Source organism: Pseudomonas sp. PHC1, assembly GCF_046487845.1.
GTDB lineage: Bacteria > Pseudomonadota > Gammaproteobacteria > Pseudomonadales > Pseudomonadaceae > Aquipseudomonas > Aquipseudomonas sputi.
The window spans coordinates 90654-116447 of sequence record NZ_JBJXHJ010000007.1; the positions used below are offsets into that span (position 1 = coordinate 90654).

Sequence of the window (25794 nt, forward strand, 5' to 3'; positions counted from 1 at the left end):
GCCTGACTCACGCCAGCGGCGCCATCACCGGTCGCTCACTCATGAATTGCTCCAGCCGCGAACGCAACCAACGCTCGGCCGGGTCACTGTCGACGTGACTGAGCCAGACCATCGACAGGTCGAGGGTCGGGGTCTTGAACGGGAACGGCTCTTTGAACAGCAGCCCGGAAGCGGCCATGGCCTCCGCGGTGTAGTCCGGCAGGCTGGCGATCAGATTGGTGCCGGCCAGCAGCGCCGGCAACGAACTGTACTGCGGCACCGACAACACCACTTGGCGGGTGCGACCGATGTCCGCCAGCCACTCATCGGCATAGCCACTGACATTGGCGGTGTGGGAAACCAGCACATGGGGGCGTGCGCAATATTCATCGAGGGTCAGCGGCGTGTCGGACTTGTCGGCGCGCAGGATGCTCGGCTGGATGTGCCGTAGCAGTTTGCGCTTGGCATTGGCCGGCAGGCCGCGGGTCTGGCTGATGCCGACGGTGATGTCGCCCGCCGCCAGCAAGTCGGGAATCCGCCAGTAATCGGCGTGCTGCACCACGAACACCACGCTCGGCGCCTCCTGGCGCAAGGCGCGCAACAGCGGCGGCAGCAGGCCGAATTCAACGTCGTCCGACAGGCCGATGCGAAAGGTCATGGTGCTGACGGCGGGGTCGAAATCGCGGGTCAGGCTCAGGGCCACCGACAGCGAATCGAGCGCGGGCTTGAGATGACGATAAATGTCTTCGGCGCGGGCAGTCGGCTCCATGCGATGGCCGACGCGGATGAACAACGGGTCATTAAGCATGGTGCGCAGGCGATTGAGCGCCGAGCTGATGGTCGGCTGGCCGAGAAACAGTTTCTCGGCGGCCCGGGTCACGTTGCGTTCGAGCATCAAAGTCTCGAACACTACCATCAGGTTGATGTCGGCCTTGCGTAGTTCATTGCGGTTCATCCATTGCCCCCCGATCCCCAGATGGCGGCAGTGTAGAAAGGCCGTGGGGGCGGCGTCCATCGAAACGCTGTGTCATTGCACCGTCAACGTCTTCAGCCCCAGCCCCATGATCCGCGAATCGTCGTTGATACCCAGTTGTCGGGGACTGACGGCATCCGGCAACCGCAATTCGATATCGAGCCGGTCATCGCTCCCGAGGCGCTGACCGAGCTGGGCGCTGATGGGGATTTCCAGGCGATTGCCTTGAAACTGCGTCAAACGGGTTTCCAGTACCTGTTGACCATTCAGACTGACGATCACCCGCTGGCCGGGGTGCCCGGGCTGGATGAATGCCAATGCGTCGATCACGATTGAACGCACCGGGGGCAACACCCGCAATTCGATTTTCGCCTGTTGCCCTTCCGTCCACGTCCCCCAGCTTTCCGGCTTCGACCAGCCGCTGGTCAGTTGCCGGTTTCGATAACTGAAGGCCAGCACCTGTCCCGGGCGACTGAGGGGGATCATTGACATCCGCCGCCCCTCATCCTGCACGGACAGGCACTGCGCACAGCGTTTCCAGCCCGGCGCCAGCACCACGACGCCGTCCACGCGCGTCAGCAGATCGGTTTCACTGTTGATGGTTCTGGCGGCATCGACCAGCGCATCGTCGTCCAAGAGGTACAGAGCATCCACGTCGTACTGCCCCGAGTCGAGCATCGCGCGTGCTTTGTGCTGTGCCCGCGCCAGCGCCGAAGTGCTCATGCGTCCCAGATAGACCGCATCGGTTTTCAACCCGTGGGTCGCTGCGAAACCGGCAATCATCTGCCAGCGCTCACCCTGGTTCTGTGGCATCAGGCTGCGGACCTTGGCATAACGCGCAGCGGCACTCGTCCAGAATGGATCAGCCATCGGACTGTCCCAGACCGCCGAAGATGCCAGCATTTTTCCCTGCCGCAGCCCCATCCACCCGCTGCGTGTATCGACGATCTGGATCAGCAGCGCCACCGCGAGCAAACCGATGGCGACAGGCGGCCGATAACCGCGTACCACCAGAAAAATCGCAGCCAGAATGCAGATATACAGAACCGGCCAGAACATCCGGCCCGAGGCACGAAAGATATTGGCCAGCGCGACGAGGCTTTTCGGCAGCGGATAATCGAGGTTCAACGCCCCGATGCCAATCTGATTCGACAGCGCGAACAGCCATAATCCGAACAGGGCCATCAACAGCCATGGACGTGCGCGCACCTGATCGTTAAAAGGTTGGCGGTTCCGAAACCAGGCAAACAGCGCCAGCGGCACCAATAAGAGAACGCCCAGGCCAAGGTAGTTGAAACCTTCGTAATCCCCGTCAGCCTTCGGCAGATCGGGCAGGATCAATGACCAGCCGGCCGGGTCGAGGGGCGACAGCAGATTCATCCGGTACAAACCAAACCCACCGGAGGCCGCGCCATCGGCAATGCTGAAGTACCCGGCCTGCCAGCAACACACGCTCACCAGGGCGAAAAGCATGCCCCCTTCGATCACAGCCTGACGCCGGGTCAAAGACTGATTGAATGTCTTGCCCAGCAGATCCGCCACCCAAATCAGCGCGACCATGGCCAGCAGGTAGGCGTGCACCCATGCCGTCGCCGCCAGCAAGGCTCCCCAGGCGAGGCGCCGTCGCCTCAGGTTCGACAGCAGCGCGAGATACAGCGCCGCCAGGATCAGGAAATGCCCCGCCAGAGAAAGATGCCCGCCCATGCGCAAGAACATCGCTGGCGAGAACAGCAGCAGCCCGGCGCCCAGCAGTCGGATCAAGGAATGGGGCGTCATCAGCCCGATCAGTTTCCAGCCGAACCAGGCTTGCAGGACACAACAGACCAGCAGCCACAATCCGAAATACTGAAAGGTGTCCGGCAGCCAGGCACTGAAAGGTTTGAACAGCAGCGCCAGCAAAGGATTGGAGTCGGAAAAAATGATCGCACTGCCCAATTCCAACCCGTAAGACGGATTGAGCCCGAGCGGGAAAGTCCACGGCGAATGCCGGAAAAACACCCAGCCCAGATAATGCGTTGCAGGATCGCCCTGCTGCAGCCAGGCGATGTTCTGTGGGTTGAGCGCCTGCGGCCCGACCACCAGAAAAAACACCAGAACACCCAACAGCAGCGGCAACAGGGCAAGCGCCGGGTGCTCCCGTGAATCCTTCATCGATATGTCCAGAAGTTATGCAGTACGAAGGTGAATGCCGGAATCGTCAGCGCCACGGCACCGATGCCGGCGAGATAGTGCAGCCCGGCTATCTGGGCCGCCCAGGCCACGAACATCGCCAACAGAAAGCCACCCGCCGACACCAGCATGAAACGCAGCAAGGTTTTGCCGTGCAGTCGGGCAGAAAAACTCCAGGTGGTGTTGATCACATAGGACACCACTGTCGCCACAATAAAAGCCACACCGTTGGCCAACGGAGGCAGCGGGCTGACAACGTTGATGAACAGCACCGCCACCAACGCATGCAATGCGGTGACCAACAGACCGGTCACGGCAAAGCGCAAGCCGCGCTGAATCAAGGCGGATCTGTCGGTGGCCGTCACGGTTTGCGCGCCAGCACGAACACACTCAAACCCGCCAGACGGTTCGTGCCCATCAAAGGCAGCTCAAGTCGGCACAGCGTCTTCAGAACGGAATTGACCAGCGGATGATGGCGCTTGAGCTGCGAACGAGGGGCCGAGCCATGGGCAGTGCCAGGCAACAGACGGGAGGCAAGCGCAATGGGGAACACCGCGCCGAAATAGTAGGCGCCCCGTTCAACCTGCAACCCGGCATCGGCGGCCAGGTTTTCGAACTGCGTCAGGGTGTAGCGACGCTTGTGTTCGAGGAAGTCATCGTGACCGCTCCACATGAACTGGAACGCCGGCACGGTCATCAGGAAGCGACTGCCGGACGGCACTTTATCGACGTAGGACTTGAGCAGGCCGAGGTCGTCATCGACGTGCTCCAGCACATCCATCAGCAGCACCAGATCTGCGTCCACGCTGTCGATGGAACGGCGGTAATGCACCGGTTTTCCGGCGGTGGTGGCGCTGGAGTCAGCCGGGTAGCTGATGTCCACGCACCATGCTTCGCGCGCTGTCGTGTGGGTCAACAAATGATGGGAGAAGAACCCTGAACCGGCGCCGACATCGAGAATTCGTTTGATCGGTGCTTCACCCAGCAAGCGGCGGGTGGCGGCCGCTTTGGAGCAGTAGTACCAATGTTCGCCGATGCTGTCGCCGAGAATGTCGGTTTCCTTGAGGTCCATCTGTCAGTCCTTGGATTCGTAGATGCGGCGCACCAGGAAAACCGGCCGGCGCTTCGCTTCGATATAAGTGCGGCCCAGATACTCGCCGAGCACGCCGATGCCGATCAACTGCAAACCGCCGAGAAACGTCACGGCAACCATCAGCGAGGCGTAACCGGGCAAGTCAACGCCGTGAATCAGCGTGCGCACCACAATGAACATCGCAAAGGCGAACGACACCAGAGAGACCAGCGCCCCCAGATACGTCCAGATCCGCAACGGTTCGGTGCTGAAACTGGTGATGCCCTCCAGCGCGAAATTCCACAGCCGCCAGCCATTGAACTTGCTCTGCCCCGCCGCCCGTTCCGGGCGCTCGTATTCGACCTGGGTGGTGCGAAAGCCGACCCAGGCGAACAAACCTTTCATGAAGCGTCGGGATTCGGGCAGCGTCAGCAGCGCGTCGACCACGCAGCGATCCATCAGCCGAAAATCACCGACGTTTTCCGGCAATGACTGTTCGGCAATTTTGTTGTGCAGGCGATAGAACCAACTGGCGGAAGTCTGCTTGGCCCAGGAGTCGTTGCGCCGGCTGATGCGGTGGCCAAGCACCACTTCAAAACCTTCGCGCCAGCGCTCGATCATTTGCAGGATGACCTCGGGCGGATCCTGCAGATCGACATCGATTGGCACCACGACTTGCCCGGTGGCCGTCTGCAAACCAGCGGACAGCGCCGCCTCCTTGCCGAAATTGCGGCTCAGATCGACGATGCGGATGCGCGAATCGCTCTGCTGGCAATGCAGCAAGCGCTCCAGCGTCGTATCGGAACTGCCGTCATTGACGAACACCAGTTCCAGTTCGATCAGCGTCTCTTGCGCGAACACCTGTCGAATGCGCAGGAGAAAGCCGTCGAGGCTGTCCTCTTCATTGAATACGGGCACTACCAGCGACAACGTCACCGGGCCCGCGTGTTGCGTTCCGTGCGGATGGGTCAATGGACTGCTCTTTCTTATAGTGATTGTCGGTCGCCGAACGCTGTTCGACGCCATGAGCCGTCCCGTATTAAGCAGCAGCCCGGAACGTCATGCAAGGGTGAAACAACGGCGTTCCGGCCAATCCGGAGGACGATCCCTGCGCTCTGGCCCGGGCCTTCCAGAAACATTCACGAACGATTGGAAACAAATCCGCGATAGCCAAAAAGCCGCGCTCCGCTAGGCTTGCGTCGAGGCGTCACACAGGCTGTCGCACATAAATCGCATGGAGCGAACTGAATGTATTTCGAGATTTACAGGCAATCCAAAGGCACCCCGAGCACCGGCAAGGGCCAATGGCGCTGGAGATTGAGGGCGGGGAATCACGAGACCGTCGCCAGTGGCGAGTCGTATGTGAACAAGGCGGACTGCCTGCATGTGATCGAGTTGATCAAGGGCGTGCAGGGAGATACGCCGGTCAAGGAAATCTGAAGATTCGATCAAAACGCCGGACTGCCTGTGCTGGCAGCTCCGGCGACTTCTGATCTGGCTTTAGAACCTTTCGGGAATGTGCCTGAACGGATAATCCGACTCTTTATAACCGCCCGGTTTCTGCCGTTTGGGTAATGTCACCTTCTCACGCGGCACTTCTTTGTAGGGGATGCGACTGAGCAGGTCGGAGATGATATTGAGCCGCGCCCGGCGCTTGTCGTTCGAGTTGGCCACCAGCCACGGTGCGTAATCGGTGTCGGTCGCCTCGATCATTTCGTCCCGCGCCCGGGAGTAGTCATACCAGCGACTGTAGGACTTGAGGTCCATCGGCGACAGTTTCCAAATCTTGCGCCCGTCGACAATTCGCGCCTCCAGCCGCCGGGTCTGTTCTTCCTGGCTGACATTCAGCCAGTACTTGAGCAGGATCACCCCCGAACCGACGACCGCTCGCTCCACCAGCGGCACGGACTTGAGAAACTTGTCGACCTGTTTGTCCGTGCAAAAGCCCATCACCCGCTCGACGCCAGCGCGGTTGTACCAACTGCGATCGAAGATCACCACTTCGCCAGCCGCCGGCAAATGCGGCAGATAACGCTGCAGGTACATCTGGCTCTTCTCGCGATCGGTCGGCGCCGGCAACGCGATGACGCGAAACACCCGCGGGCTGACCCGCTCGGTCAGCGCCTTGATGGTGCCGCCCTTGCCCGCACCGTCACGGCCTTCGAAGATGATGCAGATCTTGATGCCTTCGGCCTTGACCCATTCCTGCATTTTCACCAGTTCGACATGCAGGCGGCGCAGTTCGGCAAGGTAGTCCTTGTTTGACAGTTTTGTATGTTCGTCAGGTTTTTCTCGGGGCGAGTCTTTCTTCTTTCCCTTTGCCATGACCAGACCTCTCGGGTTGGAGCGACAGCCAGGCTCTTTGGGATTGCATGGCCTGGAACCGGAAAGTTTAGTCATTTATCGCAAAACGCAAGCAAACGGGCGGTAACGCTCAGGCAACGTGCTTATTGCGAAAAAAACCTTGCAGTTTTTGACGGAACGCCAATCGCCAATCATTCTCCATCACGGCGCAGCGTCCGATGTCGGCCGTTGATGCCTCGCGAGTTGCAAACCTGCCATCTGGATGTGGGGAAGAGGTCATGCACAGTTCGCTCTTGCGTGCCGCGTCGCTCATGCTCGCCTTGAGCGCTGCACCGCTCTTGTTGCAGGCCGCCGATGCGCCTGCGGCCCCGGCGGCTACCACCGCTCCGGCCAAAGATGCCGTGTTTACCACGGAGCAGCTCGACCAGATGCTCGCGTCGATTGCCCTGTATCCCGACCCCCTCCTCGCACAAGTGCTGATGGCCGCCACTTATCCGGGAGAAGTCGCCGAAGCCGCGACCTGGTCCAAGGCTCATCCGGACGCCAAGGGCGATGATGCGGTCAAGCAAGTGGCCAGCCAGACGTGGGATCCGAGCGTGCAGGCCTTGGTGGCGTTCCCGCAGGTCTTGGCGACACTGGGACAGGATCCGGTCTGGGTACAACGGCTGGGGGATGCCTTTCTGGCCCAGCCTGACGAACTCATGGCCGGCGTTCAGCGTTTGCGGCGTCAGGCCCAGGCGGCGGGCAATCTGCAGAGCAATCAATATCAGAATGTGACAGTGCAGAACGTAACGCCGCCCATCTCTGCCGGGACAACCAAGCCGGCCGACAACACGACCATCATCATTCAGCCCGCCGATCCGCAGGTGGTCTACGTTCCGACCTACAACCCGACGACCACTTACGGCACTTGGCCTTATCCGGCCTCGCCGCCGGTGTATTACCCGCCGCCGCCCGCTTACTACCCGGGTCAGGCACTCGTGGCCGGACTGGCCTTCGGTACGGGCGTGGCAGTCGTTGCTTCGTTGTGGGGTAACTGCGACTGGGGCCATAACGACATCGACATCGATGTGAACCGTTACAACAACATCAACGTCAATAACCGGATCACCAACAACCAGAACAAGTGGCAGCACAACACCGTGCATCGCGATGGCGTGCCTTATCGTGACAACCGCAGCCGCGCGCAGTTTGGCCGGCAACTGGACGGCGCGGCTCAGCGTGATGCCTATCGCGGGGACAACGCGCAGCGGGCGCAGGCTCGGGAAAGGGCCCGCAGTTCGATGGACAGGGCCGGTATCGAACGTCCCGCCACCAGCAATCGGGAAGCCCGCAATCAAGTCCGCGAAGCGCAATCCGCCCATGCCGGCAACCGCATGCAAGGTAGTGCTGACAGGCCCAGAGCCGCCGACCGTGCTCAGGGCAACACGCGGGAAGCGCGGCAACCGGGCGCGAATCAACGTGATCCCCGTGCATCTCAAGCCCGACCCGCAGCAGGCAGCGCACGGAACAACGCCTTCGCCGGCGCGCGCTCCCCGTCACAGACCCGACTACAGGCTGACCGTGGCCGGGCCAGCCAGATCTCCGCGCAACGTCCCAACGTCTCACGCGCCGCCGGACATCAGATCAGCCGGCCATCCGGCGGGGGCATGCGTCAGAGAGGAGGTGGCCGTCGATGAACATTCATTCTCTGGTCAAAAGCTGCCTGACCCTCGCGGCCGGCCTCGCATTGTCGACCTTCGCCTCGGCCCAGCAGGTATTTCCAACCCCGGAAAAAGCCGCGGACGCCTTCGTCGAAGCCCTCGGCACGCAACACGCCGACCAAAAACGCCTGACCGAACTGCTGGGCGAGGAATGGCACAGTTTCATCCCCCGTGAAGGCGTACAGCGCAGCGATGTCGATGCCTTCCTGCAGCAATACCGCGAACAACACACTCTGGAAAAGACCGGCGACAGCAAGGCCGTGCTCTCCGTCGGGCCCGATCACTGGACGCTGCCCATCCCCCTCATCAAAGACAAAACCGGTTGGCGCTTCGACATGAACGCCGCAAAGGTCGAAATCCGCGCCCGCCGCATCGGCCGTAACGAACTGGCGGCCGCGCAATCGGCGCTGGCCTACCACGACGCGCAAATGGATTACGCCTCGCAAGACCGCGACGGCGACGGCGCCCTCGAATACGCACAGAAAATCTTCAGTTCCCCCGGCAAACACGACGGACTCTATTGGCCAGAAGACGACAGCGGCCAGATCAGCCCCCTCGGCCCCGCCTTCGGCCAGGCCATCAACGACGAAGACTGGCACGGCTACCACTTCCGCATCCTCGACGCCCAAGGCCCGTCAGCCCCGGGCGGCGCTTACAGCTATCTGATTGGAGACAAGATGAGTCGCGGGTTCGCCTTGATCGCGTGGCCAGCGAAATATGCCGACACCGGAGTGATGAGCTTCATGATCAGCCATGAGGGCCAGGTGTTTCAGAAGGATCTCGGGCCGGATGGGGAGAAGGTGGCGAAGGCGATGACGCGGTTTGATCCGGATGATAGTTGGGAGGTGGTGGATTTGGGGCAGAAGTAGTTGGGGTAGCGAATTGCGCTGGATCGGAAACGAAAAAGCCCCGTAGATTTTCATCTACGGGGCTTTCCTTTATTCGCCCGAGTCGGGCGCAGGTTTCCAGATAGTCTGTGACGGCTTCTTCGGATGCCTTGCGGAGTTCGTTGATCGACTCGCCATGAAACCCCACGACATCCTGTATTCCTGCGATATGACCGACAAAAAAACCGTCCTCGTCGCTGTACTCAATTCGGGCGTGGTAGCCGTTGTAGCTCATCACGGTCATCGGGTATTTCCTTGTCGTTATCGGGTTTGAGCATCATGCCGACAAGAACAATCAGGTGACTCAAAACGAGCTTGTAGGCAGAATCCGCGAGTTGCGTGTGAATGGGCTGTAGCGGTGCACAACGGCCGGTTGCTGCCTTGTTGGCCTTTCTTTCGGCGGGATATTCTCAAGACGTCGCTGCCTATTCAGCGGCCGGGCTTGGAAACCCGACGAGTCACGCAACAGCGCCCCTGACAAATGCTGGCGACTTCTTTCGCCCGTAAATTTGCTTTATGGCGGCTGTGCGTGGGACGCCCTCGGGCGTGCCGGTCTCCTTGACTCCCGGTTTCCAACCTGCGCACAGCTGCCACCCACTCGCTTGGAAACGAAAGTGGCGGCTCCTCACAGTCAAGGAGTTACACATGCATGATGCACCTGAAGAAAAAACCGCCGGGGTTACGCCCTTCCTCTATTGCTCCGATATTCCGTTGTTTCATGTCAGCGCGGGAGTGCCTGTTAGCCAGGCGCTGGCTCAAGCTTCTGACCTGTTGGCTTTAGCCAAGGCACTTGCAGAAGATGCGGCGTTCATTAGAGAAACGGACCGATATGCATGGGCTGCGCATTTCCTGACGGAGATGGGTAAGGCGGTTGTTGATGATGTGGTGAATGCGGTTTCACCGAGGTCTGGCAAAACGCTGAGCACAGAAAAATAACGATTACGTCACGCACCGCGTTCCAGCAAAAACGAAAAGCCCCGCTGTTGTTTGGACACGAGGCTTTTTCGACGCATAGAGAGGAAAACAGAATGGAATCCAAGCTCCTCGAACAAAATAAAAAGGCCCCCATTTCCAGGATCAGTTTTTTCCTACGGTCCTTTCCTGACGCATAAGCACATATGGGCAGCTCAATTCGAGCTCTCGAAAATACTCGATGATTACTACTTGAAGTCTCCGAGTTATCGTCTAGCTTTAAATGAGTAACCATCCAGTATCCTAGGAGCTTCGATGAACAACGAAAATGTTGGAAATGAGGAATGCGTGACGGTTTACACATGTCGTGGAAAGAACAGGATCATTGCTGAGGGGGGGAGTCAGGCTTGGCGGATTGATATGTCAAAAGCATCAAAACACAGGTACTTGATCTGTGTTCAAAACAGAAACCAGACATGGGGCCAAGCCACAGCAGATCATCAAACAGCATTTCTCATTGCCAAGATCTCAACGGTCGAAAAATCTCCTGTGGAGAAAGATGCCGACAGAGCGATCATTAGATTTTCCGAGTTCGCGGATTTGGCTGTTCCGAACTCATGGGATGGGAATAGAAACCCTGTCGCTTACCGAACTCTGTCCGAATTTGGCATAAACTCCAGCGATGATCTTGAAAACCTAAACTGGACCCGACTCGGTTCACACTTCAATCTCTGGGAAGAAACCCCCACCTTAATTCTTGGTGATGATTATGAAGCAGCGAAGCTCGATGACACGTCGAGCCCGGAATTAACAACTCAAGATTCATTATCGATTGATGATGCCAAGAGAGGGCTGGCATTGAGGTTTGGCGTGAGTGTTGAGCAAATTGAAATCATCATCCGAGGGTGATTAGGCAAATGATGATTTTTAGCCTGAAAACAAAAAAGCCCCGTAGCTTCTCAGCTACGGGGCTTTTTCTATGTATGGCGGAGAGATAGGGACTCACCATACGTATCCGAAAAGCCCAACAAGTACCGTATTTACTAGCTTTCATGGCGATATTACGTAGACTATTTACGTAGAATAATCGGAGCAAGTGACCATGCCGAAGGCCAACAATCTCGAACTTCAGGGTGGCACCTACCACGTCAGAATGGATATACCCAAGGACGTGCGAGAGGCTTTCGGCGGTCGTCGTATTCTGTCGCTGTCGCTGAAAACTGGGTCGCGAGAAGAGGCAATGTTCCGCCGCCTGCCCATCCTGCACGCTTGGAAGAGCCAGATAAAAGTTATACGTGAGGGCAAGTTACTGGGGGATGGCTGGCAAGAAGACATAGTGCAAACCCTCGAGGGTTTGGACGCAATCACCCAAGGACAGAAGCGAGCACTTGTCGGCGAGACTGCCCCGCCACTGCCTGATGTTGATCCAACCCTCAAAGCGAAGCTGATGAGCAGCCCTCGGTTCATGGAAGCAGTACGCATGCTTGTGGGCGACCACCTCAAGGATGGAATCGGAGGGAAAGTACAGATTCAGGATGAACTGAATCGAGGACTCAAGGACATGCTGCAAAAGCGTCTTGGCACCGAATACAAGCTCACCGTTCAGCAGGGCCAAGAACTGGAAACACTGGTGAAAGATCCGGCCAGCTACAAAGCTCGCTCGCCGATTACGAAGGCACGGTTAGCCTCATTCCGCACCTACAGGCTTGAGCACCATGTCGCCCTCAAGACGATAAATCAGCAGGAGTCGAAGCTGTTGAATCTGTCGGAGCATCTGCAAACGACTGGCAGTAAGCTCGACTTTGATTCGGTGAGTGCATGGCTACAGGGCATGAAGCTCAGCAGCAAGACTAAACAACAGTATTTACTTGCCGGTAATCAGTTCTGGCAATGGTCGATGCAGCATGAACCACAGTGGCGACAGACCTTCAAAGGGCACGTGAACCCGTTCGAGAAACACACCCTACCCTCACTCAAAGGCAAGGCCAAGCTTGACGCAAAACGGAAGGCTTTCACCATCGAGGAAGTCGGCACCCTGTACAAAGCAGCGAAGGAACAGAATCTCGGCGCGCTACCAGACTTGATCTTGCTGGGTGGGTATACCGGCGCTCGCATTGAGGAACTGTGCCAGCTTCGCAAGGAACATCTGATTACCGTCGATGGGGTGACGATGTTCGATATCGTCGATTCAAAAACCGTCGCGGGGATCAGATCGGTACCAGTGCATCCCAAGCTAACAGCGCTGGTGGATCGTCTCGCCAAAGCGTCCAAAGACGGTTATTTGGTGCCTACCGATAGCAACAACAAATATGGGATTCGGTCGGATGCACTTAGTAAAGCGTTCGGTCGGTTGAAGACCGCCATGGGGTTTGATCGCACCCGAGTGTTCCACAGCATCAGGGCAACGTTCGTAACGTCACTGGTGCGGGCAGACGTTCCAGATAGATTGATTCGAGAGCTTGCAGGCCATGAAACCGGCACCGTTACTTTCGACACATACAGTCAGGGATCATCGCCAAAGCAGAAGCTCGCGGCAATCAAGAAGCTTCCCACCCTACTGAATGCGAACAGAACTCAGCTCTAGGTATTGTTGCTGCCCGCGAAAGGTGAGATCAAGGTAGGAGTTACCCCACGGATCTCGGGCAACGCGAATAAGCTCATAATGAAACAGCACATCTAGGGCGGTTCGAGTAGCGATTACAGACAACCCAGAGAGTTGACGTACATTCTCGTGCCCAATTTGGCGACTGTTCTGGATTGCCTCCCCGACGACTGCAAACGCGAGCTTCTGGTCTTCGGTTAGTGTTTTCCAAGACGCCGTGCTCTTCTCGAAAAAATTGCTGTATAGGAAGATCAGGAAAAGCAGCAGCAAAAGAAACGAGCCGACACAGAGTAGACTTAACACCCAGAAGGATACGGTGACGTCTCGAACTAACCAGTACCCGAAAGACTGTATTACATTCCAAAATGCCGTGATCGATGGACTAAAAAACGACACATCGTAGTAGCCTTCTACCCACTTTGTGATTGGCACCCCGAAGCCGGGCAGCAGCACCGCTGCACATACAGCCTTCAGCCATGCATACCTAGACTTCTTTGCGACGCCCCGACCCATCTCTTCACCATCATCCGTTTGATCCCGAAATATTATCAGGTATGACGAGATGATGGCACGGTGCCCAATGACCGAAAAGAAGTGATCATTTCCGCCCATCGAAACGAGCACTCATCGCGCCCTCTATATAGAAGGATTTTTGTGAAAGGGTTCGCTTGCGCAAAAAAGACGTATGCCCAGAAATCAGTGACAAAGGGTCAACGCCAGCGGATTGACTGCTTTCTCACTTTCGTTACACAGGGTTATCCACAGGCAGTACGTTGCAACACCCACCAAAAACACACTATCTTGTGGTCGCCTCCCTACGAAACCCTACATGCTGGGGTTTACGCCTCCTCTGACTCTCATTTTGTGAGAAAACTCTTTTATCGGAGGGGAGAAATTCGCCTCGAAAGACCCTTTTGAGGGCCTCATTAGGGCCTCTTGAAGGGCTATAGGAGCGTTTTTGGCGTCAAAGCCGAGTGACGAGGTGGTCAGGCACAGAAAATTGCTCTAAATGCGCTAGAGGGGCTTGCAGAGGGAAATCGAAGTCTATATATTCCACAGGAACGCAGAGACCGCCAATTAAGGCGGTCTCGGCTGAAGATGTTCACGAGCAGTCATGTCACGTTTTCTGAGGACAAAGACGTAACTGCTCGCCCTCTTCCGCATGCGTTAGCACGGTCAAGAGAAGGACGCCATTTAACCGAATTGATGCCACTACGTCAATCGGTGTTTGATCGGCGGTCGTTCCGGATCTTGATGTGTGCGATCAACCCAATCGCATAAGGAATGACCATATGCCTAGCTTTGAATGCAACACCGTTGGCAAGAAGACTGTCCCTGTCCGTCAGTATCGCCGTTTTCGTTTCGGCGAGTGGGAGGATGTGTGTCACCACCACCGTAGCCCACCACGCTAACGGTTAGCGACAAGCCACCAAGCTTGTGCTGATTTGGTGGCCCTACCCGCACAACATTTTCAGAACCTGGCCCCCGCCAAAATCCACTGAGCACTGTTCCTCAGCTTCTGCGTTTGCGTCTGAAAAATAAGATCGGCTCAGTCTTGCTTACGCTGCTTAACGGCGTTCGACAGGGGCTTATCCAAACGCTGAAAAAGTAGAAATAACCTAACGCCGCGCAGCGTTCTCAGACGCTCTCAGAGGCACGCAATCCTGGAGACGAAGCGAGCTGATAGACACAACAAAGCCCGCTCTAGGCGGGCTGATGTGGGTGTACAGGGTCTAATTCAAACCTTGTTCCAATGTCTCTTGATGGTGGGCAAGCTCACCTTGAGTTCGGCTGCTGCCTGAGCCTGTGTCATGCCTTTAGCCTTGAGCTTTTGCACCGCTTCCGTGGTGTCTGTAGCCACTGGACGACCACCCTTCTTGCTCGACCTTGCAAGGCCCTCTTTGGTGCGCTCCTTGATTCGATCACGCTCAAAGGCTGCAACTGCTGCGAGAACTGTTAGCTGTAGCTTCCCGGCTGCACTGGTGAGGTCTACACCATCAAGATCAAGGCTACGGACATGAATACCATCCGTTGCCAGTTTGGAAACGGTGGCGAGAACGTCTTGCACGTCACGGCCTAGCCGATCCAGTTTCAGCACCACCAACGTGTCACCCGTCTCCATGCGTTCGGCCATCTTGCTGAACTGGGGACGCTGGAGGGCTGGTACGCCGCCACTGATTTGTTCAGAGAACCAGCGGGTGGGCTTGATATCGAAACCCTTAGAGGTGAGCGCCACCAGTTGGTTGTCGGTGTTCTGCTCCGTCGTACTGACGCGACCGTATCCGAATAGACGACTCATTTACTCACCCTCCTAATATTCCTCACGCCGCTGGCGAGGTATCAACAATGGAGGGATCATAATGCATGAGTATCAATAACCTGTAAACCCGCACTTGATGATACCTATGTAGGCATCGGATAGACGGTATCGTTTAACGGTCGTTTGATGACACTAGGGAATCGGCGGGTACGGAGTTTCATTCAGCATGTAAAGGTCACCCTCGCGGGTGGTACAAACACCCTTGTACCCATCAGGACTGCCATCGCCGTTGTAAAATACCAAGCCCAATTGCAACAGTCTTTCAAAGACACCGACCTCATCCCCTGACACGTCGATCTGCCCCTCTTGAATCTTGCCTAGCAAAGCCCGAAGTGCTTCTGTGCCATATACGGTCATTTGAACTCTCCTTGAGCCCGATAGGGGCGCCATCAAGTGAAGTCCCCCGTTCAGCGCCTGTCAATGTCGTGAATTTGCAGAAATCGGTGATTCCGGCTCAAAACTGCCGTTTTGGCGAAGAAACTTCGGATTGAAGCGGTCTCACCGGATCGAGCTTGACCCAGATTCACTAGACCCCACGGAAACACTGGCCTATAGGTCGGTGGTCTAACCAGCTGCATGGTTATAACCAGCGATAGCAGCATGGTTTACCGTGGGTTTTAGGGTGGTTTCTAGAAGTTATTCCCTGTGACCAACTGGCTACCCGCCAGCATGTACAATGGAGCTATCAGCACGCGGCCAGCTTTGACCGATAAAAGCGACAACATGATTGAGGTGGCAATGGATTTCTCACAGCGAATGGGATTGATGCCTGAAAAATTGGCACAGATTGACTCCATGGATGATGACTTAAGGGTTGGTCTCTGGAATGAACTGACTAACTGGTTTTGGCTGGAGTATGAGTCTCCCTACGCCTATGAGCAGCCCGTGCGAGGTTCTAATTTCTCTCTTTTTGCAAAACTTTTGTACAGTCTTCACTATAAAGCTCCGATCGACGCGATACCGGAAAACTGGAATTTCTTCTTAGCTGCGGTCAGAAAAAGGCATTTCTCTGATGAGTGGCATCGTATTTATAGTTTTCTGGAGTTTATTGTTGAGCATGGGCCCGGAGAAAGAAGCCACAACGGTAATCGAGTCGTAGACTTTATGGATTCTTGCAATATCCTGCTGGAATCTGAGAACTCAGCCTATCGCTTTGTAGATGGGAAAATAACTGCAATCACCTCCAAAGAAGAGATTGCTGAGGTCGAGAAAGCCATTTCAGAGACTAAGTATGCCGGTGTGACTACTCATCTAAAAAGGGCACTTGGCTTGCTGAATGATCGTCAGAGCCCTGATTATCGCAACTCAATCAAAGAAAGCATCAGTGCTGTTGAGTCCCTTGCGAAAAGGCTCGTTGGTGATGACAAGGCTACGCTAGGGCAGGCACTCAAGATTCTTGAGACCAAGCACAATCTGCACGGGAGCTTGAAGTCGGCATTCCTCACCCTCTATGGCTACACCAGTGATGCGAGTGGTATTAGGCATGCACTGTTAGACAATGCCACTGCACCAACTAAAGCTGACGCTCGTTTCATGCTCATCTGTTGTTCAGCCTTCATCAACTTCGCAATCGACAGCGTCGAAGACTGATGTGTGTTGGTGGTCACACCGAAAGCGTTTAGCTTTCACGTAGATTCAGCTATGGCGTGACCGCCGACTACCCTCCGCGTATACCTCGACACAAATACAAATAAACAAAAATCCAGCTCTTGCCTTTGATCTTGCCTTTTGCTTCGGTGCATAAACGAATGCGGATGCATTCAGTAGTAACCCATCAGCGGACGCTGATAGTGATTGCACGTCACCTTCGGTGTAGCAGATCAAAAGCAAAGAGCTTTGATGTGTGTTGATATTGGTGTATTGGACTGTAAGCTGATCCTGAATCGGGACGATGCGACTAACGCTCTCTCAACGGTGAGATTACATTAGTGCTCACGCACTGACGTTTTCTATATCCGCGTGTAATTAATTCAGACCTACGGTCTAGGGTCGTTCGCTTCTCTCTCTTATCCGCGTGTATTTCAAGCGGTCATATCTTCCACCAGTGAAGCCCTGTACGACGCGATGAAATCAACCTCATAACGTAGAGCGTCCATAACCTCGGGATTGCGTGAAAGGTAGAGGTCAATACCGCCAATAGCGAACTTTGCCGCATTGGCAATACGTCTTGCCTGACTCTCAGAGACTGGTTCAAAGCTACGTACTCGAATCACAGACCTAACGGTCTCCGTGCTGATGATGGGCAACATACACACCCTCAGAACATCGGTAGGCGAGACATTAAGCGCTCCATTACTCGTTCCGCCTGATGTGTAACAAGCACCGTAGACAAAGTCATCCAGCCACTGCATACCCTCGGAATGAGCCACTTGAACGTAAGGTGCGAGTGTATTTACGAAGACCTTCGGCTTAGGCCCTCGCCTGGCCCTCACCGCATCCAAGTCAATAACGCCGACAGGGATTACGCTCGGTTCGAAGTCTCCGACGACCACATGAGAATCTGGATCAATCAGGTAGCGTTCCTGTATGCCATCGATAGCGGGTTGAGGTAGTTCGTAATCTTGTTGTGTAGGTGTGTACGCAGTAATGACGTACTCACCGTAAATTTCCCCAGTTTCCTGATCGACTCTGAAACCATCGATGTTACTGGTGTGACATTGTCGCGGCAGCGATGATTGGTTATCCAATTCTGTGTCTCCTGTATTCAGTTCATGTCATAGGCAGATGCCTCTTGGTGTTGGGTAGGGTCAAATTTCAGGCAGCACGAAACCGACGCCTGACATCACTCTGTAGTGTGTCGAGAACGTTCGGTGCGGACTGCTGGAAAGAGCGCTTTTATACGCCTCTTGCCCCTGTTTTGTCAAGTTGTATTTAGTACTGGTAGTTGGGGCAACTCAAACCACAGCTCAGGCCTCCTGTGGTGCGTTATGGGGATTGCTATCTAACGAGACAACCCAGAGTGGCGCCCCATATTTATTAAGCGCCATATAGCGCATTACAGGGCGTCGTAGGAGGCGGGAGAAATAGTGAGCGGCTTTCGCCGCCCCCGTTGCACTTGTGTAGAGTTGCTTCATTGTTTGGCGCCTTGTGATTGGTTGATACGGAGAGCAACGATTTTCTCCACGTATTCCTTCATTGAACTGCGCTCATCCGAGAACTGGACTTGCAACTGATTGTATTGCAATCGCAATGCATTATCGGTGTAATCATGGGATAGAGCACTTGCACGATCCAACATGTAAGTGGTGAACACGCCGCCTACCACGATCTGTAAGGCACAGGAGAAGATTATGCTTTTAATAATCGATTTCATCATTCAATCTCCTTCTGTTGTGCTCTAGCTTCTTGGAGGATCTGTCTCATCCTGTCGTCAACCTTCTTCCCAACAGCCTCCCCTACAGCCTCGCCTAATGCATTTCCATTCGGATCAAGAGCGTTAACCGTTACATCGACTTTGATATCCGTGTGCGTTGATTGATCGATGTTCCCGTTATGGCTTTTGCCTGAAGCGGTATTAGTGTAATCACCGGGAGCAATGTAGGCCGGTTGAACAAACTGTCCCGAGCGCACTTTCTCATTAGCTGCTTGCATAACATCGCTTGATGTAATCGGCTGATAACGGAACTGCCTCAAGCTTCCATCTGCCTGATTCTCAGGGTCTTTGCCAAGATCAGGAGATCCGATACGAAACACATCAAAATTCATCAGCTCAACAGGATTGATACTTCCTGCCCAGCGCTCTCGGTTTTCATCGGCTTTCGCCTGATCGCTTGCAACGGATTCACCTGTAAATAGACGACGTAGGCCATTCAACAATCCGGGCTTTGCACGCTCATCCAAATCTGCTTGAGCATTCGGCGACGCTGGTTTCAATCTTGGGCCAAGTGCTGCACCAACCGTACCCGGTAGAGCATTCGGATCTTTCTGCATGGCATTTGGCGTGGAGTTACCATTTGCATCGTGTCCGATTAACATACGGATCAACGATGTGTTGAACTTGGTAAGTCCTTGGTCGAACTCCATCAGCGTGTTCTTCAAAGGCTGCATTGCCGTATTCAACTCATTCTCTGCCTTGATTCGATCCAGAATGACCGCCTTCAACTCAGAGTTAGTATTCGCTGCGTTGTCATTCAGATAGGCTTGGTTTTCTGCCCGCTGTTGATTCGCTGCAATGGAGTTCATCTGTCTGGCGAGAAGATCCCTGTTACCGTTCAGGAAGTTGGTCATACCCTGATCAAAATCAGCAGCCTTAATCTTCCCATCGGTTACAGACTGCTTGAACCAACCGGCCTGCTCTTCCACCTTGCCTTTGAAGTTCAAACGCGTGGCCGCTGCCTGACGAATTGAAGCGGCAACGACACCGCCCACGGCGTCAAACAAATCGTTTACGTCGCTTCCCTCAGGCTTCCCCTTTGCCCTGATCTGGTTGAGCTGGTATGCAGCGCGCTTAGCCTGTTCCTTATCTGCCCCGGCGGCTAATAGCGTTGCAGACTGATCCTCGAACATCTTGGTGGCTTGGGTGAGCGTCTTGCCGAGTGCCAGCTGCCCTTGGATAAACAGCGCGAAGCTCTTCCCTGTCTCGACCGACACTTCTTGCCCATAGCGGTTGCTAATGTCGATGAATTGATCGCGAGCAAACTTCTGGTTTGCTGGATTCTTGCCGCCAGCACTTTGAAGAGCTGTATTGAATTGCTCTGCCGTACTCGCACTCTCCTGACGCTGTTGAATCCTTTCGTTCAGGTATCCAATGCCTTTCACAAGGCTGTACACCGCTGCTGACGCAGCTGAGAAACCCACGGCCAGACCACCAAAGCCCATTTCCTTTGGCGCATCCTGACGGGCCTTCCATGCGGCGAAACGCTCAGCCTGAAAGGCAAAACGCTGGTTTGATTGGTCGTGTTTAACCGCCGCTCGGGCTTCACGTACAGCAGCCGCAGCCTTAGAAGCTTCGTATCGTTCGGCTTGGCGAATGCCACTAGCACGGGCGTTCTGTAGAGCCGCTTCGGCACGCTGCAAAGCTGTTTGATGTGCTGCTGCTTTTCGTTGAAGCTCTACTGTTCGAGCCTGACGTTTTTGCAGAACGTCAGCCAATCTCGCTTGGCGAAGCTGAGACTGTTCGGCACTGGCTTGAACCTTCGCACGGCCTAATTCAACTTTCAGAGCCTCTTGCTGTGCCTTGTGTTGCTTAGCTTGAAGCACCGCACGCGCCACTTGCTCTTTGAGCGCATTACTTTGCAACAGCCCCTCTTGACGGGTTCCTGCACTGATAAGGCGCTGCTCGGCAAGCTGTGTTGTAAACTGTTGACGGCGTAGTTTGGATAGTTTGGTTTCAGTGACGAGTTCTTTGTCCAATGATCTACGGATGTCGGCATTGAGCTTGATTCGCTCTGATCCCAGGCCCTTGCCTGACACTCCGAAAGTCTTATTCAACTGAGCCTGTAGTTGCTGGGCTTCTTTCCCAACACGTGCCATAGCAGTTTCAGCGGTCTTGAGCATTCCGAGAAACTTAGTCAGCGGCGCGCTTGAGACTTCGAATACCAGCTTACCGGTCAGACGTGCAATTTCTTCTTGAATGCTCATTTCGTTTCACCGTAAGCGCCAAGGCCATGTTTCAATTCCATGAGTCTGGCGAATGCACGGTTGAATGCTACTGAGTTATTCCCGTATTGCGTTACGGTCGCACTGTCGTAGTAATCGCCTCGATTGTTTTCTAGGTACTCGGCAAAGACGGTTTGCACGCTGCGGGAACCTGATAAGGCGAAGTAGATAGATCCATCCTGAGTTTTAACCCAGCGGTAAGAGTAATCGACAGCGAATCCGTGGCACTTGCGGAGCCATTGACCCATTGCACAGGCGAACATGCGAATCTTGGGGTGGCCAGTCATGCGGGTGATGCTGTGATGTTGCGGAGATTTTTTCAGCTCTTGTTTCGGTGTAGCAGTTTCTGTCATTGCTTTCCTTTGTTCTTATGGGCTTGTTTAACGGATTCCACTAACTTACGAGCACGCTCTTGTAGTAACAGCATCTCTGCATCGCTCTCTGCTTCGTTTTGAGAGGCCTTAATCACATCTTTATACGCTGGTAGCGCCCCATCTAATACAGCGTCTTGCAGAGCCTCTGGCGAGCTTGTAGCGAGGGTATCTTTCGCATATTTAAGTCTGAGCAAAAGCTCCGTACCCGATAGAGTGCTCGGATCGATTTTATCGGTCATTGTTTACCTCCAAGAGCTGCCAACACTTCAGCTTCAACACGGGCGTATTCCTCGGCTTCTTGTGCTGCCTTGGCGTCAAGTTCGGCCTGTTGCTTTCTGCGCTTCTCGCCAGCCAAGAGCGATTCAACTTCCTTAGCCACGCACGCTGCTTTGTCAGCTTCCAAGCGCTGCAAATAATCCTGCTCAACTTGAGACTTGATTTGAGCGATATCTTTTTCGATTTGTGATTCTGGCTTACGCAGCGAGAGGATTACCCAATCCACTGTTGGCCCTGCAATCAGTTTGGGCAGATGGGTAATCTCGCCAGTCGGCGCGAAGCCTTGAGCGACAAGCTCGACGTATTTATCGAGGGCTTGTTGCAAGCCTTGCACCTCAAACTCTTCCATAATGCCGAGCTGTTCTCGGCCTTGGATACTACATTGGGTGCGGGTGTTGTACTGACCTACTTCGAAGTCTTGTAGACGTTTAAGATGCGCTGCATCTGGTTGGAACAATTGACTCATGGTTTTGCTTCCTTCATTTTGGGTTTGTTGTGGTGTTATGGGTGTTCCGATTTTCTTGTCTTGCCTATGACTTTGCACTCGGCACTTGGTAGAGCAAAATTTAGCGTGGGGGGCTTGGGGTCTTACTGGAAACTTGGTACTACACACAGCACAAGGCTGGTATGTGACTTTTGCCATATTGGCTCCTTTGGTATTTGGTTTTCTTGTAACGCGGACTTTGCAGCACAAAATTTTGGCCGAGAGTGTTTAAGTCTCGGCCAACAAGAGTTGCCTTGAAGGAGGCAGCATTTAATTTGGAGCGAGGGGAAAGCTAGGAACCCCTCTCAACTCTCGTGGCCAGCCGGAGTTGTTTCGGCGTTGACACTCCCAAGGGGAGGAAGCCAGTTTGACAGAGTATCTCGACCTATCGCCCCTATCAGACGACGCACTGGGTGAACTAAGCCCGGTCTAGCAAGAAACGGCCATCGCCTTGCTTGTGCGATTAGAGAGGTCTGTGGAAACCTTCGGCCTACAGCGAACGGAACACCGCCAGTAGCGGGTTCAGTTTGATGTTCGTTGAAATCTGGACGCACGAATACCGCGCTCAACGTTCGGCTGGCCCGGTATGTGGTCTGGAATTTGGTTTGGTGCTGTGAGGGACGAAAAGAATGGAAAAAAACCTGTATCTCTTACTTCCTAGTTTACACTACAAACAGTTAGTTGTCAAGCAAAATTTGTGCCATCAATGAAATTAATTTCTACCGGCGACTTGCTGAGCGCCCTGCCTCCCGACCTGAATCGTCACCAACCATTGGTTTGTTTCGAAAAGAGAAGTCACATTGCTATTACTTGGATCCAAGCTACGCTCTTGTTGCTTTCAGGTTGCGTGTTGCAGCCTGAGCAATACCTGCCATGGGGATATAAAAATGAGCAAGTCACCAATCGGAACTACCCGCAAAACCGGCGAGAAGTCACCTGAAAGCGGTGTATGGCAAACGCAAGACTCGCCTTCTACCACAGGGCCATTCGCGGAAGGCAACGTGTTTCCACCACATAACGGCAAAGCTGTCACGTGGAAGCTGATCTCCTACGCTTAAAACGCGTTGCAACAGGAAAGCCTCAGCGTATGAGGCTTTTTAAATACTCCCCCCGACCACCCTCTGCTTACCCCCCCCCCCCCCCCGCTCCCGCTTGACGCCCCACGACCCCGCATAGGCGCTGAGACGGTTCGACGCAGGCGATGAGTGCGAATGACAGAATAGACTCTGTAGGAGCGCTCAGGAGGGTCTGTAGCGGCGGGTATTTTACGTAGAAAGGTTACGTAGAATCCCAGAATGCAAAAAGCCCCGAGACGTTAATCTACGGGGCTTTTTCTATGTATGGCGGAGAGATAGGGATTCGAACCCTAGGTACCGGTGAAGGTACAACGGATTTCGAATCCGTCCCATTCGGCCACTCTGGCATCTCTCCAACGGCGCGCATCATAACAACACTTTCGCTGAATGGGAAACCCCCAGACGAAATTTTTTCCGTGCTATCAGATGCTTGCGTCGATTAAAGCGGTACGCCCAGACGGTTGGCGACTTCTTCGTAGGCTTCGATGACGTCACCGAGGCCCTGGCGGAAGCGGTCCTTGTCCATCTTCTTCTTGGTGTCCTTGTCCCACAGACGGCAGCCGTCCGGGCTGAATTCGTCGCCCAGGACGATGGAGCCGTCGCTGAACACACCGAATTCAAGCTTGAAGTCCACCAGCAGCAGGCCTGCGTCGTCGAACAGTTTGCTCAGGACTTCGTTGACCTTGAGCGACAGTTCTTTCATGCGCGCCAGTTGCTCGGCGGTGCCCCAGCCGAAGGCGACGACGTGGGATTCATTGATGAACGGGTCGCCCTTGGCGTCGTCCTTCAGGAACAGTTCGAAGGTGTACGGGTTGAGCTTCATGCCCTCCTCGACGCCCAGACGCTTGACCAGGCTGCCGGCGGCGTAGTTACGCACGACGCACTCGACCGGGATCATGTCGAGTTTTTTCACCAGCACTTCGTTGTCGGCCAGCAGTTTGTCGAACTGGGTCGGAATACCGGCCGCTTCGAGTTTCTGCATGATGAAGGCGTTGAACTTGTTGTTCACCATGCCTTTGCGGTCGAGCTGCTCGATGCGCTTGCCGTCGAACGCCGAAGTGTCGTTGCGAAACAGCAGGATCAAGCGGTCAGCGTCGTCGGTCTTGTAAACCGATTTGGCTTTGCCGCGGTAGAGTTCTTCACGTTTTTCCATGATGGGCTCCGCTTGCTAAGTAGATGGGCTAGGCGATGTGGCGCCAGTCGAGCCCTGAATCTTGATCGGCCAGTTGCAGCCAGTCCGGGTCGCACCCAAGGGTGTCGACAAAACATTGCCGGGCCAGCTGCGGCAGGTTGTTCTTGCTGCTCAGATGGGCCAGGACCAGGTGTTGCAGGCCTTGCCAGCCCAACTCGGCCACCAGGAATGCCGCCTGATGGTTGTTCAAATGTCCCAGCACGCCGCCGACCCGCTGCTTGAGAAAGTACGGGTAATGACCACGGGCCAGCATGTCGCGACAATGGTTGGACTCGATCATCAACGCATCGAGGTCCCGATAGCCGTCCAGCACCCGCTCGCAGTAGGAACCCAGGTCGGTCAGCAGGCCGAAGCGCCGCTGCTCTTGATCGCTGAATACGTACTGGGTCGGTTCCTGCGCATCATGGGCCACGGCAATGACCCCGATGTTCAGAGCACCGATCTGCAACTGCTCGCCACCGGTCACGAAACCGGCAGGTTCAATCGGTTTGCGCATCCCGCGCAGTGTGCCGCGACTGAGGTACACAGGCAGATTGTAGCGCCGAGACAGCAAACCCACGCCATGCACGTGGTCGGCATGTTCGTGGGTTACGAGTATCGCGCTCAGTTGCGCCGGGTTCACACCCAGGCGCAACAGGCGTTTTTCGGTTTCCCGCAGGGAAAAACCACAATCCACCAGTACATACGTATCAGCACTGGCGATCAGCGTGCCGTTCCCTTGGCTACCGCTGCCGAGAACGGCAAAACGCATTGGATCAGCCCAGGTTGTCCTGAATCACGCTCAACACTTTGCGCGCCACATCGGCCGGCGCGACGGTGTTGATGTTTTTCTCGACGGTCACCTGAACGTTCTCGCCAACCTTGCTCAGGCGAACCTGATAACGCTCGGCACGGGCCTCAACTTCTTCCTTGGTCGGTGCGCTGCCGAACAGGCTGCTGAAGAAACCAGGCTTCTCGTCTTTCTTCTCGGCCTTCTCGGACAAGTTGATGTAGTAGAGACCCAGGCTGCGGTTGATGTCTTCAACGCGCCATTCGCCTTGTTCCAGCGCACGGCCGACGCTCGACCAGGCACGATCCAGGTCCGTACCGACGTTCAGTACCGGGTTGCCGCTGCCGTCTTCGCTCAGGCTGACACGGCTTGGGGTATCGAAATCACGCGAAGCCAGCATCGACACCGAACCACCCTTCTCGGAGGTACGGCTCATGCTCGCGAGCATGTCGTCGACCAGCGCAGCGTCGAGGCCGGTGTTGACCGAACGGTTGGTGAAATCGACATTGGCGGTGCTGCCGGCAGGACGCTCGGCGCTGACCACATAGACTTCACTGGTGTTGCGCTGCACGCCCGGCTCGATGCGTACCCGCACGCGGGTTTCGCTGTCGGTGCTGACGCCGGCGGCGCTCAGGCGCTTGGCCATGGCGGCGGACAGTTCGTCGGAATGCTGCCAGGTGGTGGTGAATTCGCCGGTTTGCGGGCGCTGTTCATCCAGACGGAAACCGTTGTCCTGGAAGTATTGCACCGCCACTGGCCAGACTTCGGCCGGCGGGTGCTGGGCCATGACCCAACGCGAATCACCGCTCTTCTGCAGCGAGTAGTCGCTGGCATCGGCCACGGTCGACAGTGGTTGAGGACGCGGAACGATGTACTCACCCTTGGCGGTGTCGTCGGCCACGTTGCGCGGGATCGGCAGCAGCGGATCCAGACGCTTGGAGGTGCTGACGTCCGGTGGCAGTTGCATCGGTGCAGTCTGTTGCGCTTCCAGGTAGTCGCTACCACGGTCACGGAAATAACCTTCCGGGCCCCAGATCCATCCGCAGCCGCTGGTGCTGGAGATAATCAAGGCAAGTGCGGAAAGTCCGGCCATTCGCTTCATGC

The 25794-nt window shown here is 55.4% G+C and carries 25 protein-coding genes, 1 tRNA gene and 1 pseudogene; 7 read left to right on the top strand and 20 right to left on the bottom strand.

Annotation, left to right across the window (positions count from 1 at the left end):
- Positions 1-7: 7 nt before the first annotated feature.
- From ACKJSM_RS12375 to ACKJSM_RS12395, 5 genes are all read right to left on the bottom strand, one after another.
- Positions 8-934, bottom strand: a complete 927-nt coding sequence (locus tag ACKJSM_RS12375; protein WP_236180826.1) for a LysR substrate-binding domain-containing protein — start codon at positions 932-934, stop codon at positions 8-10.
- 72 nt (positions 935-1006) lie between these two features.
- A complete protein-coding gene (locus ACKJSM_RS12380; RefSeq protein WP_410237612.1) occupies positions 1007-3103 on the bottom strand; it encodes a DUF6311 domain-containing protein in 2097 nt (698 codons plus the stop codon).
- Entirely contained in the window at positions 3100-3486 is a 387-nt protein-coding gene (locus tag ACKJSM_RS12385) for a GtrA family protein (RefSeq protein ID WP_236180829.1), read from the bottom strand. Before ACKJSM_RS12385 ends, ACKJSM_RS12380 begins: the two co-directional genes overlap by 4 nt.
- Positions 3483-4193: a class I SAM-dependent methyltransferase gene (locus ACKJSM_RS12390; RefSeq protein ID WP_236180830.1), complete on the bottom strand. Its 711-nt coding sequence runs from the start codon at positions 4191-4193 to the stop codon at positions 3483-3485. Before ACKJSM_RS12390 ends, ACKJSM_RS12385 begins: the two co-directional genes overlap by 4 nt.
- Before the next feature lie 3 nt (positions 4194-4196).
- On the bottom strand, positions 4197-5165 hold the full coding sequence (locus ACKJSM_RS12395) for a glycosyltransferase family 2 protein (RefSeq protein WP_236180832.1): 969 nt from the start codon (positions 5163-5165) through the stop codon (positions 4197-4199).
- Positions 5166-5441: 276 nt separating this feature from the next.
- Here ACKJSM_RS12395 and ACKJSM_RS12400 point away from each other — a divergent pair, with 276 nt between their 5' ends.
- Positions 5442-5633 (top strand): YegP family protein, encoded by a 192-nt coding sequence (locus ACKJSM_RS12400; protein WP_064383113.1) that lies wholly within the window; start codon positions 5442-5444, stop codon positions 5631-5633.
- Between the two features lie 60 nt (positions 5634-5693).
- On the opposite strand, the gene ppk2 is transcribed toward ACKJSM_RS12400, so the two are convergent.
- Entirely contained in the window at positions 5694-6518 is an 825-nt protein-coding gene (gene ppk2 / locus ACKJSM_RS12405) for a polyphosphate kinase 2 (RefSeq protein ID WP_410237614.1), read from the bottom strand.
- A 257-nt stretch (positions 6519-6775) separates the two neighbouring features.
- Here ppk2 and ACKJSM_RS12410 point away from each other — a divergent pair, with 257 nt between their 5' ends.
- A complete protein-coding gene (locus ACKJSM_RS12410) occupies positions 6776-8176 on the top strand; it encodes a DUF3300 domain-containing protein (RefSeq protein ID WP_410237616.1) in 1401 nt (466 codons plus the stop codon).
- Positions 8173-9069, top strand: a complete 897-nt coding sequence (locus ACKJSM_RS12415) for a DUF2950 domain-containing protein (protein ID WP_410237617.1) — start codon at positions 8173-8175, stop codon at positions 9067-9069. The genes ACKJSM_RS12410 and ACKJSM_RS12415 overlap by 4 nt, the downstream gene beginning before the upstream one ends.
- 73 nt (positions 9070-9142) lie before the next feature.
- On the opposite strand, the pseudogene ACKJSM_RS12420 reads toward ACKJSM_RS12415, so the two are convergent.
- Positions 9143-9331 (bottom strand): annotated as a pseudogene (locus tag ACKJSM_RS12420) (type II toxin-antitoxin system HicB family antitoxin); the annotation flags it as partial.
- A gap of 401 nt (positions 9332-9732) precedes the next feature.
- Between ACKJSM_RS12420 and ACKJSM_RS12425 the strand changes: the two are divergent.
- The 3 genes from ACKJSM_RS12425 to ACKJSM_RS12435 all read left to right on the top strand — a co-directional run bounded on the left by ACKJSM_RS12425 (position 9733) and on the right by ACKJSM_RS12435 (position 12583).
- Positions 9733-10023 carry a DUF3077 domain-containing protein gene (locus ACKJSM_RS12425; RefSeq protein WP_410237619.1) on the top strand — a complete coding sequence of 97 codons (291 nt, stop codon included), beginning with the start codon at positions 9733-9735 and terminating at the stop codon, positions 10021-10023.
- A 291-nt stretch (positions 10024-10314) separates the two neighbouring features.
- Positions 10315-10908: a hypothetical protein gene (locus ACKJSM_RS12430; protein WP_410237621.1), complete on the top strand. Its 594-nt coding sequence runs from the start codon at positions 10315-10317 to the stop codon at positions 10906-10908.
- A gap of 193 nt (positions 10909-11101) precedes the next feature.
- On the top strand, positions 11102-12583 hold the full coding sequence (locus tag ACKJSM_RS12435; protein ID WP_410237623.1) for a tyrosine-type recombinase/integrase: 1482 nt from the start codon (positions 11102-11104) through the stop codon (positions 12581-12583).
- On the opposite strand, the gene ACKJSM_RS12440 is transcribed toward ACKJSM_RS12435, so the two are convergent.
- The 3 genes from ACKJSM_RS12440 to ACKJSM_RS12450 all read right to left on the bottom strand — a co-directional run bounded on the left by ACKJSM_RS12440 (position 12554) and on the right by ACKJSM_RS12450 (position 15278).
- Positions 12554-13225 carry a hypothetical protein gene (locus ACKJSM_RS12440; RefSeq protein ID WP_320414009.1) on the bottom strand — a complete coding sequence of 224 codons (672 nt, stop codon included), beginning with the start codon at positions 13223-13225 and terminating at the stop codon, positions 12554-12556. The genes ACKJSM_RS12435 and ACKJSM_RS12440 overlap by 30 nt on opposite strands.
- A gap of 1114 nt (positions 13226-14339) precedes the next feature.
- On the bottom strand, positions 14340-14900 hold the full coding sequence (locus ACKJSM_RS12445; protein ID WP_410237625.1) for a recombinase family protein: 561 nt from the start codon (positions 14898-14900) through the stop codon (positions 14340-14342).
- 153 nt (positions 14901-15053) lie between these two features.
- The gene (locus tag ACKJSM_RS12450) at positions 15054-15278 is read right to left on the bottom strand and encodes a hypothetical protein (protein ID WP_410237627.1); all 225 of its coding nucleotides are present in this window, start codon (positions 15276-15278) and stop codon (positions 15054-15056) included.
- A 288-nt stretch (positions 15279-15566) separates the two neighbouring features.
- Between ACKJSM_RS12450 and ACKJSM_RS12455 the strand changes: the two genes are divergently transcribed.
- Positions 15567-16511 (top strand): AbiJ-NTD4 domain-containing protein, encoded by a 945-nt coding sequence (locus ACKJSM_RS12455; protein ID WP_410237629.1) that lies wholly within the window; start codon positions 15567-15569, stop codon positions 16509-16511.
- Between the two features lie 431 nt (positions 16512-16942).
- On the opposite strand, the gene ACKJSM_RS12460 is transcribed toward ACKJSM_RS12455, so the two are convergent.
- The 10 genes from ACKJSM_RS12460 to bamC all read right to left on the bottom strand — a co-directional run bounded on the left by ACKJSM_RS12460 (position 16943) and on the right by bamC (position 25792).
- Positions 16943-17608 (bottom strand): hypothetical protein, encoded by a 666-nt coding sequence (locus tag ACKJSM_RS12460; protein ID WP_410237631.1) that lies wholly within the window; start codon positions 17606-17608, stop codon positions 16943-16945.
- A gap of 383 nt (positions 17609-17991) precedes the next feature.
- Complete coding sequence (locus tag ACKJSM_RS12465) at positions 17992-18234, bottom strand: hypothetical protein (RefSeq protein ID WP_410237633.1); 243 nt, start codon at positions 18232-18234, stop codon at positions 17992-17994.
- The gene (locus ACKJSM_RS12470) at positions 18234-20501 is read right to left on the bottom strand and encodes a tape measure protein (protein ID WP_410237634.1); all 2268 of its coding nucleotides are present in this window, start codon (positions 20499-20501) and stop codon (positions 18234-18236) included. The genes ACKJSM_RS12465 and ACKJSM_RS12470 overlap by 1 nt, the downstream gene beginning before the upstream one ends.
- Complete coding sequence (locus tag ACKJSM_RS12475) at positions 20498-20872, bottom strand: hypothetical protein (RefSeq protein WP_410237636.1); 375 nt, start codon at positions 20870-20872, stop codon at positions 20498-20500. The genes ACKJSM_RS12470 and ACKJSM_RS12475 overlap by 4 nt, the downstream gene beginning before the upstream one ends.
- Positions 20869-21132, bottom strand: coding sequence for a hypothetical protein (locus tag ACKJSM_RS12480; protein ID WP_410237638.1), 264 nt, complete (start codon positions 21130-21132; stop codon positions 20869-20871). Before ACKJSM_RS12480 ends, ACKJSM_RS12475 begins: the two co-directional genes overlap by 4 nt.
- Positions 21129-21635: a hypothetical protein gene (locus ACKJSM_RS12485; protein ID WP_410237639.1), complete on the bottom strand. Its 507-nt coding sequence runs from the start codon at positions 21633-21635 to the stop codon at positions 21129-21131. Before ACKJSM_RS12485 ends, ACKJSM_RS12480 begins: the two co-directional genes overlap by 4 nt.
- Positions 21636-22994: 1359 nt before the next feature.
- A tRNA-Ser gene (locus tag ACKJSM_RS12490) sits at positions 22995-23084 on the bottom strand.
- An 84-nt stretch (positions 23085-23168) separates the two neighbouring features.
- Positions 23169-23882: a phosphoribosylaminoimidazolesuccinocarboxamide synthase gene (gene purC / locus ACKJSM_RS12495; RefSeq protein ID WP_007958019.1), complete on the bottom strand. Its 714-nt coding sequence runs from the start codon at positions 23880-23882 to the stop codon at positions 23169-23171.
- 28 nt (positions 23883-23910) lie between these two features.
- Positions 23911-24672, bottom strand: coding sequence for an MBL fold metallo-hydrolase (locus ACKJSM_RS12500; protein ID WP_410237640.1), 762 nt, complete (start codon positions 24670-24672; stop codon positions 23911-23913).
- A 4-nt stretch (positions 24673-24676) separates the two neighbouring features.
- The gene (gene bamC / locus ACKJSM_RS12505) at positions 24677-25792 is read right to left on the bottom strand and encodes an outer membrane protein assembly factor BamC (RefSeq protein ID WP_011332910.1); all 1116 of its coding nucleotides are present in this window, start codon (positions 25790-25792) and stop codon (positions 24677-24679) included.
- Positions 25793-25794: the final 2 nt, after the last annotated feature.

Coding starts and splice junctions, on each gene's coding strand:
- ACKJSM_RS12375 (WP_236180826.1), bottom strand. CDS start 934: ATGAACCGCAATGAACTACGCAAGGCCGACATCAACCTGATGGTAGTG.
- ACKJSM_RS12380 (WP_410237612.1), bottom strand. CDS start 3,103: ATGAAGGATTCACGGGAGCACCCGGCGCTTGCCCTGTTGCCGCTGCTG.
- ACKJSM_RS12390 (WP_236180830.1), bottom strand. CDS start 4,193: ATGGACCTCAAGGAAACCGACATTCTCGGCGACAGCATCGGCGAACAT.
- ACKJSM_RS12400 (WP_064383113.1), top strand. CDS start 5,442: ATGTATTTCGAGATTTACAGGCAATCCAAAGGCACCCCGAGCACCGGC.
- ppk2 (WP_410237614.1), bottom strand. CDS start 6,518: ATGGCAAAGGGAAAGAAGAAAGACTCGCCCCGAGAAAAACCTGACGAA.
- ACKJSM_RS12410 (WP_410237616.1), top strand. CDS start 6,776: ATGCACAGTTCGCTCTTGCGTGCCGCGTCGCTCATGCTCGCCTTGAGC.
- ACKJSM_RS12415 (WP_410237617.1), top strand. CDS start 8,173: ATGAACATTCATTCTCTGGTCAAAAGCTGCCTGACCCTCGCGGCCGGC.
- ACKJSM_RS12425 (WP_410237619.1), top strand. CDS start 9,733: ATGCATGATGCACCTGAAGAAAAAACCGCCGGGGTTACGCCCTTCCTC.
- ACKJSM_RS12430 (WP_410237621.1), top strand. CDS start 10,315: ATGAACAACGAAAATGTTGGAAATGAGGAATGCGTGACGGTTTACACA.
- ACKJSM_RS12435 (WP_410237623.1), top strand. CDS start 11,102: ATGCCGAAGGCCAACAATCTCGAACTTCAGGGTGGCACCTACCACGTC.
- ACKJSM_RS12445 (WP_410237625.1), bottom strand. CDS start 14,900: ATGAGTCGTCTATTCGGATACGGTCGCGTCAGTACGACGGAGCAGAAC.
- ACKJSM_RS12450 (WP_410237627.1), bottom strand. CDS start 15,278: ATGACCGTATATGGCACAGAAGCACTTCGGGCTTTGCTAGGCAAGATT.
- ACKJSM_RS12465 (WP_410237633.1), bottom strand. CDS start 18,234: ATGAAATCGATTATTAAAAGCATAATCTTCTCCTGTGCCTTACAGATC.
- ACKJSM_RS12470 (WP_410237634.1), bottom strand. CDS start 20,501: ATGAGCATTCAAGAAGAAATTGCACGTCTGACCGGTAAGCTGGTATTC.
- ACKJSM_RS12475 (WP_410237636.1), bottom strand. CDS start 20,872: ATGACAGAAACTGCTACACCGAAACAAGAGCTGAAAAAATCTCCGCAA.
- ACKJSM_RS12480 (WP_410237638.1), bottom strand. CDS start 21,132: ATGACCGATAAAATCGATCCGAGCACTCTATCGGGTACGGAGCTTTTG.
- ACKJSM_RS12485 (WP_410237639.1), bottom strand. CDS start 21,635: ATGAGTCAATTGTTCCAACCAGATGCAGCGCATCTTAAACGTCTACAA.
- purC (WP_007958019.1), bottom strand. CDS start 23,882: ATGGAAAAACGTGAAGAACTCTACCGCGGCAAAGCCAAATCGGTTTAC.
- ACKJSM_RS12500 (WP_410237640.1), bottom strand. CDS start 24,672: ATGCGTTTTGCCGTTCTCGGCAGCGGTAGCCAAGGGAACGGCACGCTG.
- bamC (WP_011332910.1), bottom strand. CDS start 25,792: ATGAAGCGAATGGCCGGACTTTCCGCACTTGCCTTGATTATCTCCAGC.